Source organism: Microbacterium sp. MMO-10, from assembly GCF_037148715.1.
Classification (GTDB): Bacteria; Actinomycetota; Actinomycetes; order Actinomycetales; family Microbacteriaceae; genus Microbacterium.
Genome location: NZ_JBBCSV010000003.1, coordinates 449,953 through 470,265 on the forward strand (window position 1 = coordinate 449,953; position 20,313 = coordinate 470,265).

General features: G+C 72.9%; 16 protein-coding genes. 11 read left to right on the top strand and 5 right to left on the bottom strand.

Features of this window, described 5'->3' with window-relative positions:
* The first annotated feature begins 50 nt into the window (after positions 1–50).
* Positions 51–947 (top strand): EamA family transporter, encoded by an 897-nt coding sequence (locus tag WFJ17_RS10945; protein ID WP_336648427.1) that lies wholly within the window; start codon positions 51–53, stop codon positions 945–947.
* A 57-nt stretch (positions 948–1,004) separates the two neighbouring features.
* Here WFJ17_RS10945 and WFJ17_RS10950 read toward each other — a convergent pair whose 3' ends face one another.
* Positions 1,005–1,751, bottom strand: coding sequence for a GntR family transcriptional regulator (locus WFJ17_RS10950; RefSeq protein WP_336629344.1), 747 nt, complete (start codon positions 1,749–1,751; stop codon positions 1,005–1,007).
* A 172-nt stretch (positions 1,752–1,923) separates the two neighbouring features.
* On the opposite strand from WFJ17_RS10950, the gene WFJ17_RS10955 reads away from it, so the two are divergent.
* The 8 genes from WFJ17_RS10955 to WFJ17_RS10990 all read left to right on the top strand — a co-directional run bounded on the left by WFJ17_RS10955 (position 1,924) and on the right by WFJ17_RS10990 (position 11,006).
* Complete coding sequence (locus WFJ17_RS10955) at positions 1,924–2,850, top strand: phosphate/phosphite/phosphonate ABC transporter substrate-binding protein (protein WP_336648428.1); 927 nt, start codon at positions 1,924–1,926, stop codon at positions 2,848–2,850.
* A gap of 178 nt (positions 2,851–3,028) precedes the next feature.
* A complete protein-coding gene (gene phnC / locus WFJ17_RS10960) occupies positions 3,029–3,910 on the top strand; it encodes a phosphonate ABC transporter ATP-binding protein (protein WP_251438818.1) in 882 nt (293 codons plus the stop codon).
* On the top strand, positions 3,907–5,646 hold the full coding sequence (phnE, locus tag WFJ17_RS10965; RefSeq protein WP_336648429.1) for a phosphonate ABC transporter, permease protein PhnE: 1,740 nt from the start codon (positions 3,907–3,909) through the stop codon (positions 5,644–5,646). The genes phnC and phnE overlap by 4 nt, the downstream gene beginning before the upstream one ends.
* The gene (locus WFJ17_RS10970; RefSeq protein ID WP_336648430.1) at positions 5,643–6,920 is read left to right on the top strand and encodes a TIGR03364 family FAD-dependent oxidoreductase; all 1,278 of its coding nucleotides are present in this window, start codon (positions 5,643–5,645) and stop codon (positions 6,918–6,920) included. The genes phnE and WFJ17_RS10970 overlap by 4 nt, the downstream gene beginning before the upstream one ends.
* Positions 6,917–7,687 carry a phosphonatase-like hydrolase gene (locus WFJ17_RS10975; protein WP_336648431.1) on the top strand — a complete coding sequence of 257 codons (771 nt, stop codon included), beginning with the start codon at positions 6,917–6,919 and terminating at the stop codon, positions 7,685–7,687. Before WFJ17_RS10970 ends, WFJ17_RS10975 begins: the two co-directional genes overlap by 4 nt.
* A gap of 1 nt (position 7,688) precedes the next feature.
* Positions 7,689–8,846 carry an alcohol dehydrogenase catalytic domain-containing protein gene (locus tag WFJ17_RS10980; RefSeq protein ID WP_336648432.1) on the top strand — a complete coding sequence of 386 codons (1,158 nt, stop codon included), beginning with the start codon at positions 7,689–7,691 and terminating at the stop codon, positions 8,844–8,846.
* Positions 8,847–8,968: 122 nt separating this feature from the next.
* Positions 8,969–9,901: an EamA family transporter gene (locus tag WFJ17_RS10985; RefSeq protein ID WP_251438811.1), complete on the top strand. Its 933-nt coding sequence runs from the start codon at positions 8,969–8,971 to the stop codon at positions 9,899–9,901.
* Positions 9,902–9,962: 61 nt separating this feature from the next.
* On the top strand, positions 9,963–11,006 hold the full coding sequence (locus WFJ17_RS10990; protein ID WP_336648433.1) for an NAD(P)H-dependent flavin oxidoreductase: 1,044 nt from the start codon (positions 9,963–9,965) through the stop codon (positions 11,004–11,006).
* A gap of 46 nt (positions 11,007–11,052) precedes the next feature.
* Here WFJ17_RS10990 and purU read toward each other — a convergent pair whose 3' ends face one another.
* From purU to WFJ17_RS11005, 3 genes are all read right to left on the bottom strand, one after another.
* The gene (gene purU, locus WFJ17_RS10995) at positions 11,053–11,904 is read right to left on the bottom strand and encodes a formyltetrahydrofolate deformylase (RefSeq protein WP_251438809.1); all 852 of its coding nucleotides are present in this window, start codon (positions 11,902–11,904) and stop codon (positions 11,053–11,055) included.
* 126 nt (positions 11,905–12,030) lie between these two features.
* Positions 12,031–14,652 carry a discoidin domain-containing protein gene (locus tag WFJ17_RS11000; RefSeq protein WP_336648434.1) on the bottom strand — a complete coding sequence of 874 codons (2,622 nt, stop codon included), beginning with the start codon at positions 14,650–14,652 and terminating at the stop codon, positions 12,031–12,033.
* Between the two features lie 338 nt (positions 14,653–14,990).
* Positions 14,991–16,019: a LacI family DNA-binding transcriptional regulator gene (locus WFJ17_RS11005; RefSeq protein ID WP_251438802.1), complete on the bottom strand. Its 1,029-nt coding sequence runs from the start codon at positions 16,017–16,019 to the stop codon at positions 14,991–14,993.
* A 110-nt stretch (positions 16,020–16,129) separates the two neighbouring features.
* On the opposite strand from WFJ17_RS11005, the gene WFJ17_RS11010 reads away from it, so the two are divergent.
* The gene (locus tag WFJ17_RS11010; RefSeq protein ID WP_336648435.1) at positions 16,130–16,612 is read left to right on the top strand and encodes a glutaminase; all 483 of its coding nucleotides are present in this window, start codon (positions 16,130–16,132) and stop codon (positions 16,610–16,612) included.
* Between the two features lie 209 nt (positions 16,613–16,821).
* On the opposite strand, the gene WFJ17_RS11015 is transcribed toward WFJ17_RS11010, so the two are convergent.
* Positions 16,822–17,562: a glutamine amidotransferase-related protein gene (locus WFJ17_RS11015; RefSeq protein ID WP_336648436.1), complete on the bottom strand. Its 741-nt coding sequence runs from the start codon at positions 17,560–17,562 to the stop codon at positions 16,822–16,824.
* A 118-nt stretch (positions 17,563–17,680) separates the two neighbouring features.
* Between WFJ17_RS11015 and WFJ17_RS11020 the strand changes: the two genes are divergently transcribed.
* Entirely contained in the window at positions 17,681–20,227 is a 2,547-nt protein-coding gene (locus tag WFJ17_RS11020; protein WP_336648437.1) for an ATP-dependent Clp protease ATP-binding subunit, read from the top strand.
* Positions 20,228–20,313: the final 86 nt, after the last annotated feature.

The following is a 20,313-nucleotide window of genomic DNA, read 5'->3' on the forward strand; positions in this document are numbered from 1 at the left end:
AAGCCTGGAGGAACCACGTCCGTCGCGCCCGCGCCGGACCGAAGGTTCCCATGTCGCTCGTCGCTCTCGTCCTCGTCTTCTCCGCCGCCATCGCCCACGCGGGCTGGAACGTGCTCGCGCACGGCGTCAGCCGCGCCGGCTACCCGTTCCTGTGGTGGGGCGCCGTCTCCAGCACGCTCGTCTGGATCGGCGTCGTGCCGTTCACCGGCGGCATCGGCACGGGGGACGTCGGCGGCTTCGTGCTGGGCGTGCTGGTCTCGAGCGTGCTGCACGTGACCTACATGGTCGTGCTGCAGCACGGCTACCGCGTCGGCAACCTCTCGACCGTGTACGCGACGGCGCGCGGGACGGGGCCGTTCCTCTCGGTCATCATCGCGATGACCCTGTTCGGCGAGCGGCCCGCGCCGGTCGCCCTCGTCGGCGTCGCGGTCGTGATCATCGGGATCGTGGCGATCGGCTTCGTGGACCGGGCGGGCTCGGCGGTCTCGGCCCTCGCCGCCCCGCAGCCGTCGGCGCCGCGCCGCCGCATCGACCCGGGGCTGCTCTTCGGCCTCCTCACCGGAGTCACGATCGCCGTCTACACGATCTGGGACGCCTTCGTGGTGCGGGCGCACGGCCTCTCGCCGGTCGCGTTCATGGTCGGCACCGCCGCGATGCAGATCCCGTTCTACTCGTTCGCGGTGCGCGGGCGCTGGGCGGCGCTCGCCGCGTTCGGACGCCTCGAATGGCGCCGGATCCTGGCCTTCGGGGTCCTCTCGCCGCTCTCGTACATCCTCGTGCTGCAGGCGATCCGCATCGCTCCCGTGGCGCTCGTCGCGCCGCTGCGCGAGGTGAGCGTGGTGCTGGTGAGCCTGTTCGGGGCGTTCGTGCTGCGCGAGGGGCGCCCGGCCTGGCGGGTGGGGGCCGCGGCGATCGTCGTGGCCGGGATCGCGCTGCTGGCGGTGTGAGCGCGCTGCCCCGGGACCCGGGGGTCGTCAGGGGTGCGCGGGCCCGCGGCGGACGGCTCAGCCGCCCACGGCGCGCAGGTACTGCCCGTCGGAGGAGATGCCGGATCCGGAGACCGTGAACCGCACGATGCGGGAGAGATAGCGGTCCTCGCTGGCCTCGAAGATGCGCCCGTCGGCGTCGCGCGAGGTGCGGCTGAGGCGCAGGATCGGGGCGCCAGGAACGACCTCCAGCAGCGCCGCATCCTGCTCGTCCGCGGCGACGGCGTCGATCTCGTGCTGCAGGCCCACGATCGGGTGGCCCTGCGATGCCAGGAATTCGGTGATCGAGATCGCATCGGTGTCGACGCTGAACAGCAGGCGGCCGACCTCTTCCGTGTAGAAGAGCCGTTCGAGCATCGTGGGGCGGTCGTCGAGGAAGCGCAGTCGCACGACGCTCACGATGGTGTCATCGGGGTCCACCCCGAGGGACTGAGCCTTCTCGGGTCCGGCTCGGCGCAGGCTCAGCTCCTGGGTGCGGGCGCCCGGGCGGGCGCCGAGCTCGCGGGCCCAGCGCGTGAACGGCACCGACACGTCCACGGCCTGGGTCGCCTTGCGCTCCACGACGCGCGCGGGCCTTCCGCGCGCGGTCTCGATGAGCCCCTCGGCGCGGAGCGCGGCCAGCGCGTTGCGGATCGGGCCCCGCGAGGTGCTCCAGCGCTCGGCGAGCTCCGCTTCCGTCGGCACCGCGTCGCCGGGGCGGAGGCGGCCGGAGGCGATCCGGGCGCGCAGATCGTCGGCGATCTGGGTGTAGACAACCTCGGGCACATAGGCATACTACTTCGTCGCCTCGGTGAGCGCACCCTCGTTCCAGCAGTGTTCATGCAGACGAATCGCGGGTGAACAGTCGGGGAACAGTGCCGAGGTAGGTATACATCTCGACTGTGAGCTTGAGAGAGTCTTCGAGGATCCCCTCCGCACCAGAACCCGAAAGGTCCTCATGAAGCTTCGCGCTCTCACCGTCGCAGCCGGCGCCGCCGTGCTCGCCCTCGGCCTCGCCGCATGTTCTGGCGCCGCCGGCGCCGCCACCGGCACCGACGCGCCCGCTGCCGCGAACGGCGGCTATGCCGTCGACGCGAACACCCTCGTCTTCGGCGTCGTGCCCGACTCGGTCGACACCCAGACCAACTACCAGCCCCTCATGGACTACATCGCCAAGGAGACCGGCAAGAAGGTCGAGTACCACGAGTCCACCGACTACGCGGCGCTCATCGAGGCGGCCGTCGCCGGCAAGGTCGACGTCGCCTCCTTCTCCGGCTTCACCTACATCACGGCCACCAACGCCGGCGCGAAGCTCACCCCGATCTCCTCGATCGTCACCAAGCAGGGGCAGGAGCCGGGCTACTACTCCGAGGCGATCGTGCCGAAGGGCTCCTCGATCACCTCCATCAAGGACTTCAAGGGCAAGAAGGTCTGCTTCGTCGACCCGTCCTCGACCTCGGGCTACCTGTTCCCGAGCTACAACCTGCTCAAGGACGGCATCGACCCCAAGGCGGACGTCACCCCGGTCTTCGCAGGCAAGCACGACGTCAGCGTGCAGAAGGTCGGCGAGGGCACGGAGTGCGAGGCGGGCTTCGCCGAGGACTCCGAGGTCGCCAAGAGCGACAAGGTCACCGTCGTCGACAAGACGATGGTCCCCGGTGCTCCGCTGGTCTACAGCTCGGCGCTGCCGAAGGAGACCGCCGACAAGGTCGTGACCGCCCTCAAGGAGGTCACCATCGACGACATCGTCAAGGCCGGCATCAAGGGCGCGGACAGCGACGCGTTCAAGGCCACCTTCTACGCGACCAAGCCGGTCGACGACAAGTACTACGACATCATCCGCGACATCTGCGACAAGACCAAGGCCGACCAGTGCAAGAAGTGATCTGACCGATCACGCCCCCGAACGGGGTCGTCGAGCGACACGTCGACTCGCGCTGCTCGTTCGGTGCAGGTCTTCGCGAGACGGAACGCGGTCGGATGCGAGAGCACCGCGTTCCGTCTCGGTCGCCGTTCCCGCGTCCTCGCTCGACGACCCCGTACACACCCAGGAGCGCAACATCATGAGCACGGCAACCACGGAGCCGGTCATCCGCCTCTCCGGCGTCACCAAGCGGTTCGGCGCCACCACCGCCCTCACGGGCGCCGACCTGGAGGTCGCGCGCGGCGAGATCGTCGTGCTCCTCGGTCTGTCCGGATCCGGCAAGTCGACGCTGCTGCGCCACCTCGACGGCCTCGAGACCCCGACCTCCGGCACCGTCGAGGTGCTCGGATCGGCCGTCCCGACGCTGAAGGGGAAGGCGCTGCGCGGCCTCCGCAGCCGGGTCGGCTTCATCTTCCAGCAGTTCGAGCTGGTGCCCTCGCTGACCGTGCTGGAGAACGTGCTGACCGGATCCCTCTCGTCCGTGCGCGGTCCGCGCCTCGGGCTCTGGGGCTATTCCAGGGATGCGAAGCTGCGCGCCCTCGGCCACCTCGAGCGGGTGGGCCTGCTGGAGCGCGCCTACCAGCGCAGCGACACCCTCTCCGGCGGCCAGCAGCAGCGCGTCGCGATCGCCCGCGCGCTCATGCAGCGCCCCGAGATCCTGCTCGCCGACGAGCCCGTCGCCTCGCTCGACCCGGAGTCGAGCGACCAGGTCATGGCGCTCATCCGCGAGATCGCCGCGGACCAGGGCCTCACCGTGGTGTGCAGCCTGCACCAGGTCGACCTCGCGATCAGCTGGGCGGACCGCATCGTCGGGCTGCGCCACGGCGAGGTCGTCCTGAACACCTCCACCACCGGCCTCAGCAAGGCCGAGGTCATGGAGATCTACGGCCGGGTCGCCACCACCACGGCCGACCTCACCGCCGTGACCACCGAGCTCATCGCGCAGGGCATCGCGACGCCCGCCGACGCGGCGACAGGCGCGGCGGCCGTGGGGTCGGCCGCCGCCGGGGCGCAGGCATGACCGCAGTCGCCTCCCCGCGCCGCGAGGGCTACGTCGGCGGCCTGCTGTCCCGGGCGCCGCGGCCCCGGATCTCGCCGGAGCGCATCGCCGCATCGCTCACGCTCGTCGTGCTCGCCGGGCTCGGCGTCGCCTCGCTCGTGCAGAGCGGCTTCTCTCTCTCCGGCGTCCTGTCGAGCTGGGGCAACGCGCAGCGCTTCATGACCCGCGTGGGGGCCCTGACCTTCCCCGCGCCCCTCGATCTGCTCTGGCTGATCGCGCTCACCGTCGGGCTGGTGCTGGTCGGCACGCTCGTCGCCGCCGCGCTCTCGGTGCCGATCGCCTACCTCGCCGCGGCGAACACCACGCCCGGACCGGTCTGGCGCGGCATCGCCCGGTTCATCGGCGTGCTCACCCGCTCGATCCCCGACGTCGTGCTGGCCATGGCGTTCGTGCTGATGTTCTCGCTGGGGACCCTCCCCGGCATCCTCGCGATCGGGATCCACTCGATCGGCATGATCTCGAAGATGTTCGCCGACGCGATCGAGCAGATCGACGAGGGGCCGCGCCTCGCGATCCGCGCGGCCGGGGGCACGAGGCTGCAGCAGTTCACCGCGGGGGTCCTCCCGCAGGTGCTGCCCAGCTGGGTCGCGACCGTGCTGCACCGCAACGACATCAACCTGCGCGGCAGCGTCGTCCTCGGCTACGTCGGCGTCGCGGGCCTGGGCCTGGAGATGTCCTACGCGTTCAAGGCGCTCAACTACGGACGCGGTCTCGGGATCGCCCTCGTGATCTTCGTGCTCTGCGTCGTCATGGAGATCGTCTCCAGCGCCGTGCGCGGGGCGATGCTCGGGGAGACCGCGCAGACGCGCTCGTGGATCGACCGGATCCTGCATCCGCGTCTGGGCCGGCGCGCCGGTGCCGTGAGCGCCACAGCCCCCGCTGCGAAGCCGGCCTGGGCGGCGACGCCGGAGACCGCCGTGCGGCGCCCGTGGACCCGCGAGCGCCGCCGCAACGCGATCGCCGGCGGGATCGCCGTCGCGATCGTGATCGGCAGCCTCCTCGTGTGCCGGATCCAGTGGAGCGATCTCATCACGGTGTGGGCGAGGATCCCCGAGACCGCGGCGAAGTTCTGGCCGCCCGACTTCGGCAACTACGACACCGCCGTCATGCTCGGCGCCATGCGCGACACGATCGCGATCGCGCTCGCCGCCACCGTGCTGACCCTGCTGCCGTCGCTGCTGCTCGGATCCTTCGCGGCGCGCAACGTCGCCCCGAGCGGCACGGTGCGCGGCATCGCCCGGTTCCTGCTCGTCGGCATCCGCGGGATCCCGGAGCTCATCCTCGCGATCGTGCTCATCGTCGTCACCGGCCTCGGCCCCACGGCGGGCATCGTGGCCCTCGCGATCGGCGGCATCGGGCTGCTCGGGAAGCTCGTGGCGGACTCGTTCGAGGAGGTCGACCGGGGACCCGAGCGGGCCCTGCGCGCCGTCGGCGCGACGCGGCTCCAGACCTACACGGCCGCGACCGTGCCGCAGGGCACCCGCGCGCTCATCGGGCACAGCTTCTACATGCTCGACACCAACATCCGGGCGGCGACGATCCTCGGCATCGTCGGCGGCGGCGGCGTGGGCTACTACCTGCTGAACGCCGGGCAGGGCTCGCGCTACGAGGTGGTCACGGCGATCGTGCTGATGATCCTCGCCACGGTGCTCGTGGTCGAGGGGCTCGCGATGTGGATGCGGAGGGTGTTCCGATGACGGCTTCGTCCCCCGACCGGGTCGACGTCGCGATCGTCGGATCCGGCATCGTCGGCCTCGGCGCGGCTTACGCGGCCGTGCGGCGAGGGCTGCGCGTCGTGGTCGTGGACCGCACCGAGCGCCCCGTGGGCGCGACGATCCGCAACTTCGGACACCTCTGCATCGGCGCGCAGGACGGCCCCGCGCGCGCCTACGGCGAGGCGTCCCGCGGGATCTGGCTCCGCCTCGCGGCAGAGGCCGGATTCTGGGCCCGGGAGAGCGGCACCCTCGTCGTCGCCCGGGCGGAGGACGAGCGGGCGCTGCTGGAGGAGGCGGCTCGCGCCGAGGCCGAGGCCGAGGCCGGGGCCGGGGCCGGAGGCGGCATCCGCCTGCTCTCGCCCGCCGAGGTGACCGCGCTCGCCCCGGTGCGCCCCGACGTCGTGCACGGCGGCGCGCTCGTGGCGGGCGACCTGCAGGTGAACCCTCGGGAGGCCGCCGGCGCGATCGTGCGGCACCTCGCGGCGCTCGGCGTCGAGTTCCGCTTCCGCACCGCGGTCGCCGAGGTCGGCACGGGGCTCGTCCGCACGACCCGCGGCGACATCGCGGCGAGCGACGTGGTCGTGGCCGTGAACCACGACGTCGACCAGCTGCTGCCCGCCCTCGCCGAGCGCGCGGGCGTGATCCGCTGCGCGCTGGACATGATGCGCGTCGCGGCCGATCTCGCCGCGCCGCTGCAGGCGCCCCTGCTCACCGGCTGGTCGCTCGTGCGGTACCGCCGGTTCGCCGGCCTCGGCACGGCGACGGTGCTGCGCGAGCGGCTGCACGCCGAGCGCCCGGAGCTTGCCGCACTCGATCTGAACCAGATGTACACGCAGCTCCCCGACGGCACGCTGCTGCTCGGCGACTCGCACCACAAGGCGGTGCAGCCCGATCCGTTCCAGCCCGAGGCCGCGTTCGACGCGTTCCTCGCCGAGGCGCGTGAGCTCTTCGACGTCGGCGGGATCCGCGTGATCGAGCGCTGGCAGGGCGTGTACGCCGCCGCGGGGGAGGAGTTCCTCATCGAGGAGGCCGCCCCGCAGGTGCTCGCGCTCGCCGCGACCACGGGCATCGGCATGACCACGGGTCTCGGTCTCGCCGAGATCGAGACCGCCCGCGCGTTCGGCTGGGCCGGATCCGGATCCGGGTCAGACGACACCGGCAGGTCCGTCGCGGACGCCGCACAGAACCCCGCCATCGTCGGCGGCGCAGGAACGACCGCCACCGTCGGCGGCATCGCACAGGAGGAGAACGCATGAACCCGCACACCCCGATCGAACTGGTCGTGCTCGACATGGCAGGCACCACCGTGCTCGACGACGGCATCGTGGAGCAGGCGTTCCAGCGCGCCGCCGAGCGCACCGGGGTCGCTTCCCGGATCGGCGGGGACGCGGCGCTGCAGTACGTGCGCGACACCATGGGGCAGTCGAAGATCGACGTGTTCACGCACCTCGCCGACGGGGATGTCGAGACGGCGGAGCGCGCCACCGCGCAGTTCGAGGCCGCCTACGCCGAGATCGTGGCGGAGCAGGGCGTGACCGGGATCCCCGGTGCGGCCGACGCCATCCGGGCGCTGCGGGCCGCGGGCCTGAAGGTCTGGCTGACCACGGGGTTCGCCCCGATCACCCGTGACGCGCTCCTGGATGCTCTGGGCTGGCGCGACCTCGTCGACGGGGTGCTCAGCCCGGTCGACGCGGGGCGCGGCCGCCCGGCTCCCGACCTCGTGCTCACCGCGCTGCTGCGCGCCGGCGCGTCGTCGGTGCAGGCCGTGGCCGTCGCCGGCGACACCGTGAGCGACGTGCAGTCGGGCCGCCGCGCCGGTGCGGGCTTCGTGGCCGGGGTGCTGACCGGTGCGCACGATGCCGCCGCGCTCGCGGCCGCGGGTCCGGACGCCGTGCTGCCCGACGTCACCGCGCTCGCCGCCGCGCTCGTCGAACGCGGGCTCGTGCCCGGCCTCGCGGCGGAGCCCCCGGCATCCGCCACGCTCGCGCCGGAGCCCGCCGTCGCGCCGATCGCGGCCGGCTGACATGCGCGCGGCGCTGGTCCGCCCCGCCGAAGAGGTGCACCGGCACGACGTGCCGCTGCGGCCCTCCGCCGTCGCCATGGCCTGGCTCGGCGTCGGGCTGCCGCACGAGGTGCTCGCCGTGCCGGGCGTCGCCCTGGCCCCGCACGACGTGCTCGTCGCGGTGGAGATGTCGACGATCTGCGGATCCGACATCCACACCGTGCAGGGACGCCGGCATGCGCCCACGCCCCTCGTGCTCGGGCACGAGAGCGTGGGCCGCATCATCGCCATCGGGGACGAGGGCGCGCGCGCCGTGGACGGCGGGGAGCTGCACGTCGGCGACCGTGTGGTGTGGTCGGTCACGGTCTCGTGCGGACACTGCGACCGCTGCCTCGTCGGCCTGACCCAGAAGTGCCGCACGCTCGCGAAGTACGGCCACGCGCGCATCGAGCCGCGCTGGGAGCTCACCGGCGGGTTCGCCGGACACGTGCACCTGCGGGCCGGTACCGCGATCGTGCGGGTGCCGGAGGCGCTGCCGGCCGCCGCCCTCGCCCCGGTCTCGTGCGCGACGGCGACCGCGTGGGCCGGGATCGCCCGGGGCGCGGCGCTGCGCGGGCGAGGACGGCCGGATCCGTTCCCCACGGCTGCGGAGGACGCGGCCGTGCTCGCGTGCGAACGCGTGCTCGTGCTCGGTGCCGGGCTGGTCGGGCTGACCGCCGCGGTGATCGCGGCGGACCTGGGCGGACAGGTGCGGATCGCGGATCCCGATCCCGCGCGCCGGGCGTTCGCCGAGCGCTTCGGCCTCACCGCGCTCGCCCCGGAGGACGTCGCCGAGGAGGGCGCCGACCTGGTGATCGAGGCCTCGGGGCATGCCGTGCGCGCCGCGCTCGACGCCGTCGACGTGGGCGGTGCGGTGGTGCTGCTGGGCAGCGTGTTCCCGGCGGATCCGGTGCCGCTCGACGCCGAGCGCATCGTGCGCGGTCTCGTCGCGGTCGCCGGGGTGCACAACTACACCGGGGCCGAGCTGCACGCCGCCGCCGCCTTCATGGCGGGGCCCGGGCGCGCGCACCCGTTCGCCGACGCCGTGGGCGCCGTGCATCCGCTCGCGGCGGTCGACGGCGCGCTGGCGGAGGCGGGGGCGCCCGGCGCTCCGCTGCGGGTCGGGCTCACCCCGCGCTGAGCGCGGTCCGCGGGGCGCCTCGCGCCATGCCCCGCGAGCCGGCTCGGGCCGCGCACCGGGAACGTCCGCGACGCGTCCGTGCCCGCGACGCATCCCCGTCCAGGCCGTGCCAGGCTTGAGGGGTGAACTCCCAGGAACCGCGGCAGCAGCCCGCTCTCGGTGTGCTGCTGGTCGTCGGATCCTGCCTGTCGCTGCCCTTCGGCGCGGCCGTCGCGACCACGATCTTCCCGCAGCTCGGCTCCTGGGGCGTCACCGGGCTGCGCGTGCTCATCGCCGCGATCGTGGTGCTCGTCATCGCGCGCCCGCGCCTGCGTCGATGGAACCGGGCGCAGTGGACCGCCGCCCTCCTGTTCGGCGTCTCGATCGCCGCGATGAACGGCACCTACTACGCCGCCATCGACCGTATTCCGCTCGGGCCCGCGGTCGCGATCGAGTTCCTCGGCCCGCTCGTGCTGGCGGCGGTGCTGACCCGGCGCCTCGCCGACGCGGTCTGGGTGGGGATCGCTCTGCTCGGCATGGCGCTGCTCGGGCTCGACGGGCTCACGGGAGCGGCGGCGCTGGATCCCTGGGGCGTGCTGTTCGCGCTCATCGCGGCCGCGTTCTGGGTGATGTACATCCGGATGAGCACGCGCGTGGGCGCGCTCACCACGGGAACCGAGGGCCTCGCGGTCGCGCTCGCGGTCGGTGCCGTGCTGCTGCTGCCCTTCGGGGTGCCCGCGGCCGTGACCGCGGTCGCGGATCCCCGCGTGCTGGGACTGGCCGCGCTCACCGCGCTGCTCGCCTCGGTCATCCCCTACATCCTCGAGCTCGCGGCACTGCGCCGCCTGCCGCAGCGGATCTTCGGGATCCTGCTCAGCCTCGAGCCGGTCTTCGCGACGCTCGCCGGGCTGCTCGTCCTGGGGCAGCAGGCCTCGCCGCTGCGGCTCGCAGCGATCGCGCTGGTCGTGATCGCGAGCATCGGCGTCACCGCGGGAGCGCGGCGGCGGCGCGGCGCGGGCCCCGACGAGGAACCGCCCTCCCCGCTCACCGGATCCATCCCCGTGGTGCCGGACTGACCCCGGAGGCTCCTTCGTCACACGCGACGGGCGCGGGCGGGCCCGGCGTAGCCTCGGGAGCATGAGCGCGCTCACCGACCTCCTCGGCATCCGCATCCCCGTCGTCCTCGGCCCGTTCGGCGGACTCAGCTCGATCCCGCTCACCGCCGCGGTCAGCGCGGCCGGCGGGCTCGGCTCGTACGGGCTCTACGGGTACGACGGAGACCGGATCCGCTCCACGATCGCCGGGATCCGCGCGGCGACCTCGGCGCCGTTCGCGGTGAACATCTGGCTGCCCGCCGGCGACGAGGTGGAACCGGGGGCGCAGCACGACGCCGACGCGGCCGCGCTCGCCCCCTTCTTCGCCGAGGTCGGGGTCGAGCCGCCCGCGCGTCCGGAGCGCTATCTGCCGCCGGTCGACGAGCAGGTGGAGGCGATCCTGGAGGCGGCTCCCGCCGTGCTCAGCGTCGTCTTCGGGGCGCCGTCGGCCGCGCTGGTCGCCGAGGCGCACCGCCGTGGAATCCGGGTGGTGGGCACGGCCACGACGGTCGCGGAGGCGGTCGCGCTCGCGGACGCCGGCGCGGACGCCGTCGTCGCGACGGGCGCCGAGGCCGCGGGGCATCGCGTGTCGTTCCTGCGTCCCGCGGAGGAGTCGCTCGTCGGGCTGTTCTCCCTGCTGCCCCAGGTCGTCGACGCCGTCGACGTGCCGGTGATCGCGGCCGGGGGGATCGCCGACCGGCGCGGGGTCGCCGCCGCGTTCGCCCTCGGCGCGCAGGGCGTGCAGGTCGGCACCGCCTTCCTCGCCGTCGCGGAGTCGGCCGCGAACGCGGCGCACCGGGCGGCGATCCGCTCGACGTCGGCGGAGGAGACCGTGCTCACCCGGGCGATGAGCGGGCGGCTCGCCCGCGGGGCGCGCAACCGCGCGCTCGCCGAGATCGAGGCGGCCGGATCCATCGCCCCGTTCCCGGCGCAGAACTGGATCACGGGACGCTTCCGAACTCCGGCCGGGGAGCAGGGGAGGGGCGAGCTGCAGTCGCTCTGGATGGGCCAGTCGGCGCCGCTGGCCCGGTACGGCACGGCGGCGGAGGCGTTCGCCGAGCTCGCCGCGGGTGTGCCGAGCGCCTGACCTGCGCCGGGCGGCCGCGCGCAGAGGGCCCTGAGGCGACCGTGCCTCAGAGGATGACGGTCGAGCGGCCGTGCACGATCACCCGGTCGTCGGCGTGCCACTGCACCGCGCGCGCCAGCACCAGACGCTCCACGTCGGCGCCGCGGCTCTGCAGCTCGGCGGCGGACTCCGCGTGCGTGACGCGCGTGACGTCCTGCTCGATGATCGGGCCCTCGTCGAGGTCGGCCGTGGCGTAGTGCGCCGTGGCGCCGATGAGCTTCACGCCGCGCTCCTTGGCCCGGGCGTACGGGTTCGCGCCGATGAACGCCGGCAGGAAGGAGTGGTGGATGTTGATCACCGGAGCGCCGAGGGAACCGATGAACTCGTCGGTGAGGATCTGCATGTAGCGCGCGAGCACGACCAGATCCACGTTGCCCTGCAGCAGCTCGAGCTGGCGCCGCTCCATCTCCGCCTTGTCGCCCGAGGGGATGTGCACGAACGGCACGCCGAACGAGCGCACCGATTCCGCGAGATCCGGATGGTTCGAGACGACCATGGTGATGTCGATGTCGAGCTGTCCGCGCTGGGTGCGCCAGAGCAGCTCCATCAGGCAGTGGTCGTACTTGGAGACGAAGATCGCCACCCGCTTGCGCTTGGACGCGTCGTGCAGTGACCAGTCCATGCCGAAGCGCTCGGCCACGGCGCCCAGGTCGGCTTCGAGGGCCGGACGGGCGGCGGCGAGCCCGTCGCGGTGGATCACGGTGCGCTGGAAGAAGCGCCCGCCCTCGGCGTCGGTCGAGTGCTGATCGAGGGAGATGATGTTCACCTCGTGCGCGGCGAGGACGCCCGCGACGGCGGCGACGATGCCGGGCTGATCGGCGCACGCGATGAGCAGTCGTGCGGTGTCGGGCTGCGCCATGACGGGTCTCCTTGCAAGGGGGTGTGCGTCGATTCTGCCGTGCGGACGGACCCGAGGCGAATCGCCGGGCGGACGCGACGGCGGGGACCCGGGCACGAGGCCCGGATCCCCGCCGAGACTGATCCGTCAGGAGCGCGTGGTGCGGGCGCGTCGCCGGATCAGGGCGAGCGCGGCGCCGGCGAGGATCAGCAGTCCGGCCGCGATCGCCGGGACGACCGCGAGCGCGCCGCCCGTGCTGGCGAGGGATCCTGCTGCCGTTCCGGTGCCGTGCGACCCGCTGTCGGATCCGGTCGAGCCCGGGCCGGCCGACGGCGTCGGCGTGGGCGTCGGCGTGGGCGTGGTGCCGGGGTCGGGCGTCGAGTCGTCGAACACCGAAAGCGCGATGACCTGGTTCGAGGCCGCGCCGAACGGGGCCGACGACGCGGCCGCAGCCCGTGCCGTGGGGCTCGTCGCGTCCCAGGTGCGGCCCGGTGTCGTCGCCGCGGCCGTGTCGTCCAGGCCCAGCACGAGTCCGGAGTAGCGGTTCACGAGCCGGATCGATCCGGTGGCCTCACCGCTGGCGGGGTCGGTGTTCGGGACGACGAACCACTGCTGCCCGACACCGGCCGATGCCTGATCGGTGAGCGTGAGACCCGCGCCCCAGGCGCGCCCGGCGGTCGTGGACGCGTCGACGCCCAGCAGCGCGCCGCCCTGGGTCGCGACGGTGTACGCGCCGTCCCCCGTCGCCGCGAACGTCCACGCGCCGTGCCCGCGGTCCACGGTGTCCGCGGACGTCAGCGCCGTGCCGTCGCCGGAGACCGCGAGCTTGCGCCCGTCGGCGTTGGCGATCGTGTAGGCCTTCGTCGTGTCGACGGCGGCGGCCGGCGAGACCGAGGGCCCCGCGTCGATCGTGATGTTCGCGAGCTGCGCAGAGGCGTCGCCCATGCAGCCGAACGAGCAGTACGAGCGGAACGACTTGCCCACGATCGCCGAGCTCGTCTTGTTGGCCGGGTCGACGAACCAGCGGTACCAGGAGGCCGTCGTGTACGCGGATCCGCTGTCGCCCAGGCGGAACCACTTCTGCGTCGCGAGGTTCTTCGTGGCGTAGAACTCCTGCGGCGCGTTGCCCGACTGGTCGGGATTCTGCGGCTGGCCGATGTACAGCCCGAGGTACGCGTCGTAGGTGACGTCCATCACGAACAGCGGCGACGTCGCGGGCATCTGCCCCTTCTTGATCTGCTGCTGCGCGGTGCCGGGGGTGTTCGGGTCGTACTCCTCGTCGGTGGGGGTGTAACCCGTCTCGCTGTCGTCGGCGACGGGGACCATGTTGCTCTCCTTGCCGGAGATGCCGGGCTGGGTCCAGGTGCCGTCGTACCACTTCTGCCAGGTGCCGGTCGCCATCTTCCCGGAGATCGGGGCGCGGGCGACGTGCTCGTAGAACGCGACCCAGCCGCCGGTCTTGTTCACGATGCGGGAGCCGTAGAACGCGTAGAAGTAGCCGGAGGCGTAGTCGACGTAGAGGCGGGGATCGCCGTCGCCGTAGGAGTAGGTCTGCTGCGGGAACGCCGTGGTGTCGCCGCGGGTGGTGCTGTACGGCGAGGTGATCGCGTGGCCGGGGATCGTCCAGGTCCTGCCCTGATCGGTCGAGACCGCGTAGTCGATGGCGTCGTAGTGCAGCCCGTCGCCGAAGGGCTGGGGGGTGAACTCGTTGTGCACGAGGCCGTACCAGTCGCCCGAGTCGGGGTCGACCCACATCTGCGTGATGTCGCAGTAGTTCGGCTGGGTGTAGCTGGATCCGGCGGGCGCCTTGGTCGAGTCCACGCCGGTGGGGCTCGCGTTGCAGAAGTCGGTGGTGTCGGGGTTGGTGCCGGCGGCGTTGAGCGCGTCGTCGGGCTTCGCGGTGTCGAAGTCCGTTCCGGTGTACCAGTTCCACTGCCGGATGTCGCCGTTGCTGCCGTCCGGCTCGTTGTAGTAGTTCGCGTGCGACTCGCCGAAGTGGAACGTGCCGTCCTTGTCGATGAACGGGCTCGCGGGGGTGTCGTCCGGATACTGCCAGGTGCTGTCGTCGACCGAGTCGGTGGTCACGGTCGCGGCGGCGGGCTTGGGCGTCGGTGTCGGCGTGGGAGTGGGGGTGGGCGTGGTGATCGGGTCGGTCGTGTAGACGACGATCTCCGAGGCCGAGGCGTTGTTCGACCCGTTCACCGCATCCAGGACCTTGAACTCGACGTAGCGCGCCGACACGGGCTGGGCGAACGCCACGTACTGGATCTGCGTGCCGCTGGTGGGCTGCGAGAAGGTCGCGGTGCCGGCGAGCGACCATCCGCTGTTCTTGCCGTCCTTCGCGACGTCGGCGTCGTTCGTGGTCAGCACCTGCACGTTCTTGACCGGGCCGTTGCCCTGCACCTTGACGGAGTAGCCGAGCCCGGTGAGCGCGTGCTGCGCGCCGATGTCGAACGTGAGGTAGTGCGGCATCGGGTCCGGCGTGCCGCCGTTGTAGTCCGTGGCCCACTGGGTCGAGTAGTCGCCGTCGAACGCCCCCTTCGCGGTGCCGTCGAGCGAGGGCGGGGCGGGGTAGGGCGCCGATTCGGAGTCGACGTCGAGGAGGGTGTACCCCGTGTCGGGGATCGCGGCGCCGGCGGGTGGGGCGGGGTCGGCGTGCGCCGGGGAGAGGGAGCCGAGGCCCAGCGCGGTCGCGGCGATCGCGAGGGCGACGCCGCCGGCGACGGCACCGCCTGACCGGCGCGGGAGGGACAGGATCTGTGGAGGCATCGGTCTTCCTTGCTGCATCGTCGAGGCGGGGAGAACAGGGGACACGGTACGCCCAAGTTATCGCTAACATCAAGTCCTTTCCGCTTAATCAGCGGATCTGATCCGTGCGACAGATATCGCAAACATGTGGATGAGGGATGTCAGGACGCCGGGTCCTCGCGGGGAGTGCTGGCGACGGGACCCCGGGCGCTCCAGCGCCCTGGCCGGACGCGACGCAGGCGGGGAGCTCCGCGAGGCGGGGCTCAGCGGCGCGGCGCGGCGGTCAGCGGCGCGGGGCGGCGGTCGACGGCGCGGGGCGACGGGCGGACGGTGCGGGGCTCAGTCGCGTGGGGCGACGGTCAACGGCGCGGGGCGGCGGTCGAGCGGCGCACCACGAGCTGCGGCGTGATCGACTCCGCCGGGGGCACCGCTCCCGGGTGGGCGATCGCGTGCAGCAGATGCTCGACGGCGATGCGCCCCACGTCGCCGAAGGGCTGGGCGACGGTCGTGAGCGCGGGGGAGCAGAACTCCGCGAGCGGGATGTCGTCCACCCCGACGATCGACACGTCGTCCGGGATCCGGCGGCCGAGCTCGGCGAACGCCCGCGCGAGGCCGAACGCCATCTCGTCGCTCGCCACGAACACCGCGGTGACCTCCGGGATGCGCGCCAGGATCTGCCCGGAACGGTGCCCAGAGGCGGGGGACCAGTCCCCGAGGATCTCGGGCGGGGCCTCCCGGCCGGCGTCTGCGAGGGCCTCCCGCCAGCCCTGGGTGCGGCTGGATGCATCGAGCCACTGCTGCGGCCCCGCGACGTGCCAGACGGTCTCGTGGCCGAGATCCAGCAGATGGCGGGTCGCGATCCGGCCGACTTCGCGCTGGTCGACCGCGACCACCTGGGTCGATGCGGTGCGCGACCCGTCGATGGTGATCGTCGGAACCGCGCGGGTGAGCTCGTCGATCGCCCGAGACGTCGCGATCAGGGGGAGCGCGAGCACGATCCCCTCGACGCCCTGGTCGGCGAGGCGCGACATCGCCAGCTCGATCTCGCCGGCATCGAGCGACGGCGTCGTGACCGAGTTCACGATGTACCCCGCCTCGGACGCGGTCGTCTCGATGCCGACCGTGACCGCGGTGCGCGAGTAGAAGCCGGTCCGCAGCGAGACGACGCCGATCGCCCTGCTCCGCCCGGAAGACAGCGCGCGGGCGGCGTTGTTGCGCCGATAGCCGAGCTGGTCCACGGCCGCGAGCACCTTGGCGCGGGTCTCGGGCTGCACGCTCGGATTGCCGCTCAGAGTGCGCGACACGGTCTGCGCCGACACCCCGGCCAGGCGCGCGACGTCGGCCATCCCGGGGGCGCGGCGGGGATCCGGCGTCGCTGGGGTCGTCATGAGATCCGATCGTGGGGCGGAGGCGCGGGCGTCGTCCCGGCACACGTGCATGATAGCGATCACTCGGACGGTCCCGGGGTGCCGGCCATCGGCGGGCTTAGCCTGGTGGGGTGACCTCACCTGACTCCGGCTCCGGGCTCGGCGCGCTGCTCGGACGGGCGCGTGCTGCGCTCGCCGAGGCGCCGCGGGAAGCCCTCGGACGCGAGAGGACGTCGCGCTGGCGGGCGCCGCGGATCGTCCGCGCCGGAGCCGCCTGGCACGTCGGCGTGCTGCTCCTCGGCGACGATGCGGTGTTCGCGACGGCGGAGGTGCTGCGCGCCGCCGCCCCGGTGCGCCGGGGGTACGCGGCGGAATCGGCCCGGGCCCGGGCGGAGCGCCGCGCGGAGGCCTCCCGCGGCGGATTCCGCGACGGCGAGACCGTGCACGTGGGCTGGACGGCGATCGATCTGGACGCGGTCGAAGCCGGGGGATCCTCCGGTCCGCTCGCCCTGCGGGACGGCGTGCCGTCGGTGCGCTGGTCGGCCGCCGGAGGCTACATGCCGCTGGAGGCATATCTGGACGAGCGGATCGCCCTGCTGCGCGACGGCGCCTGACGCGGACCCCGCCGCGTTCTCGCGAGACCGCATCTCCGCGTCGAGACTGCGCGAATCAACTGCGGTCTCGCCACGGGGATTCGGTCTCGTCGCCCCGTTGCCGTCTCGTGGTCCGTCGGCGCGGCCGGTCGGACCCCCGGTGGCACCGCCCATCGGGCCGGACTGTGGGGGCGGCCGGGGGGGATCGCTCGGGCGGCGCGGATAGCGCGTCAGTGGCCTCGGCGGCGGTTCAGGGCGCGGGCGCCGAAGCGGTGCAGGATCCGGGCGGGCTCGGTGACGACGGATTCGAGCACCGCCTCCTGGACGGTGTGGAACGCCTCGGGGTCGAAATAGCCCGTGGTGCGGTAGAACACCATCCGGTCGGCGAAGTCCCGCGGCGAGGGCTCGGGGTGGAACTGCGTCGCGTACAGATCGGCGCCCACGCGGTACGCCTGCACCGGGCAGGTGTCGTTGCCGGCGAGCAGCACGGCGCCGGGCGGCGGGGTGACGGAGCCCTCCTTGTGCGCGGTGAAGGCGTGGAACACGGGGCCGGCCGGCCCGAACAGCGGATCGGTCGCACCCTCGGGCGTCGTGCGGATCTCCGCTGCGGCGGCCTCCTCCGGGGTGCCGTTGCCGACGGTCCCGCCGAGCAGCCGCGTCACCACGCCGATCCCGAAGCAGGTGAAGAATGCCGTCGTCGTCCCCTCGATCGCGCGCTCGGCGATCCGCTCGAGATCCGCCTCCACGCGCTGCTGCGTCGCCGACTTGCGGGCATCGGTGACGTTGAACGGGGATCCGCCGATCACGAAACCCGCGTAGCGGTCGAAGACGTCGTCGGGCAGGGCCGTCGTGGTGAGGTCGACGCGATCCAGTGCCTCGGCGTCGACGCCAAGGGCGACGCGGAAGGAGGCGCGCTCCGCCGTGGCCGCATCCAGCTCAGGGCGCACGCCGACGTACAGAAGCGAGGCCATCCCTGGATTCTAAGGGAGGGGGACGGGGCGTCGAAGTCCGGATGCAATGGTCGGGAATAGGATCCGCCACCGTGCGTTGAAGTTGACAGCACAACGCTCAAGTTTGAGAGGAAGCGAAATGCCCAACGACTTCACCGACGCGGGTTCGGGTTCGTTCGACGACTTCCTCGCCCGCTACCTGGCGGGCGAGCAGGCTCGTGAGACGCGCTCGATCGACCTCAGCCGGTTCCTCACCGTCCGCACCCAGCGCATCCTGCAGCGCGCCGGCCGATTCGCCCTCGGGCGCGGCCAGACCGAGCTCGACGCGCTGCACGTGCTGCGCACCGTCGTCGAGGACGACGCCGTGGCCGAGGCGATCCGCAACATCGGCGTGACCGCGCAGACGATCGTCGACGCCGTCGAGGCGCGACTGCCCGCGCCGGCCGGCGCCTCCGACGTGGACGCGGCGACCATCACCCCCAGTGCCAGCCGGGCGCTCTTCCACGCCTACCAGGTGGCGCGCTCGTCCGGCGCGACCTACATCGAGCCGGAGCACGTCTTCTTCGCCCTCGTGCTCGGACAGGACGCCCCCGCCGGGCAGATCCTGGCGCGCGCCGGGGTCACGGCGGAGGCGCTCACCCAGGGGATGCGCGAGACCGTCACCGCGGGAGCGGCCCCGGAGGCCGACGCCGCGGCGGACGCCTCCGAGACGCCGATGCTCGACCGCTTCGGCCTGGACCTCACGGCACGAGCCCGTGCCGGCGAGCTGGATCCCGTGATCGGGCGCGCCGCCGAGATCGAGCAGACCATCGAGATCCTCAGCCGCCGCACCAAGAACAACCCGGTGCTGATCGGCGAGGCGGGCGTCGGCAAGACCGCGATCGTCGAGGGGCTGGCGCGCGCGATCGTCGACGACGCCGTGCCGGCGCAGCTCAAGGACCGCCGCGTCGTGTCGCTCGACCTGCCCGCGATGCTCGCCGGCACCCGCTACCGGGGCGACTTCGAAGAGCGTCTCACCCAGACCATGGACGAGATCGCCGCGCACAAGGGCGAGATCATCGTCTTCATCGACGAGGTGCACACGGTCGTGGGCGCGGGCGGATCGGGGGAGGGCGGCGGCATGGACGCCGGCAACATCCTCAAGCCGCGCCTCGCCCGGGGCGACCTGCACCTGGTCGGCGCGACGACCCTCGCCGAGTACCGGCGCATCGAGAAGGATCCGGCTCTCGAGCGCCGCTTTCAGCCGGTGAAAGTCGCCGAGCCTTCGATCGAGGACGCCGTGCGGATCCTGGAGGGCCTCAAGCCCGCCTACGAGCAGCACCACGCCGTGACCTACACCGACGACGCGATCCGCGCCGCGGTCGAGCTCGGAGTCCGCTACCTGCCCGACCGCGTGCTGCCGGACAAGGCCATCGACCTGATCGACCAGGCCGGAGCGCGACTGCGACTGCGGCTCGGCCTCGTCACCGACGTCGCCGCGCTGTTCGCCGAGCTCGCCGACCTGGAGGCGCGCAAGAACGCGGCCGTCGGTGCCGAGCACTACGAGGAGGCCTCGCGCATCCGCGACGAGATCGCCGCGGTGCAGGCGCGGATCGACGACGCCGGTGCACCGGTGGCCGACGCCGCGGACGCGGTCGTCGACGAGGCGGAGATCGCCGCGGTGATCGCACGCGCGACGGGGATCCCGGTGAGCCGGGTCTCGGAGAGCGAGCGCGAGCGGCTGGGCGACCTCGAGGCCGACCTGCACGCCCGCGTGATCGGGCAGGACGACGCGGTCACCGCCGTGGCGCGGGCCGTGCGCCGCAGCCGCACCGGCATGGGCGATGCCCGCCGGCCGGTCGGATCCTTCCTGTTCCTGGGCCCCACCGGCGTCGGCAAGACCGAGCTGGCCAAGGCGCTCGCCGATCGCCTCTTCGACGACGAGACCGCCGTGATCCGCTTCGACATGAGCGAGTTCGGCGAGCGGCACACCGTGTCGCGGCTCGTCGGTGCCCCTCCGGGATACGTCGGCTACGACGAGGCGGGACAGCTCACCGAGCGCGTGCGGCGCAACCCGTACTCGATCGTGCTGTTCGACGAGATCGAGAAGGCGCACCCCGACGTGTTCAACCTGCTGCTGCAGGTGCTCGACGACGGCCGTCTCACCGACGGTCAGGGACGCACGGTCGACTTCCGCAACACGGTGATCGTGATGACGTCGAACATCGGCTCGGAGTTCCTGGCTTCGCGCTCCGGCGCGCTCGGGTTCGTCGCATCGCAGGACGCGTCCGCCAACGGGTTCGCCTCGCAGGACGACCTGCGGGCCAGGGTCATGGGCAAGCTGCGCGAAGCCATGCGACCGGAGTTCCTGAACCGCATCGACGAGATCGTGCTGTTCTCCAAGCTCGGACGCGAAGAGCTGGGGCGCATCGTCCGGCTGCTGCTGGAGGCGACCGCCCGCCGCCTCGGCGGCCGCGAGGTGGTGCTCGACGTCACCGACGCCGCGGTGGCCTGGCTCGGCGAGCACGGCTACGAGCCGGAGTACGGGGCGCGACCGCTGCGTCGCCTGATCCAGCGCGAGGTCGACGACCGCATCGCGGACCTGTTCGTCTCGGGCGAGCTGAGCGACGGCGGACGCGTGCAGGTGGACGCGGCCGGCGGCGATCTCCGGGTGACGTCCGAGACCGGGCTCGCGCGGGCGGCCTGATCCGCGTGACGAGGGCGCATAACGGCCGGGCTCCCGCGGATCCCGGCCGTTGTGCAGGGAGCACCCGCATTATGCAGGGAGGACAC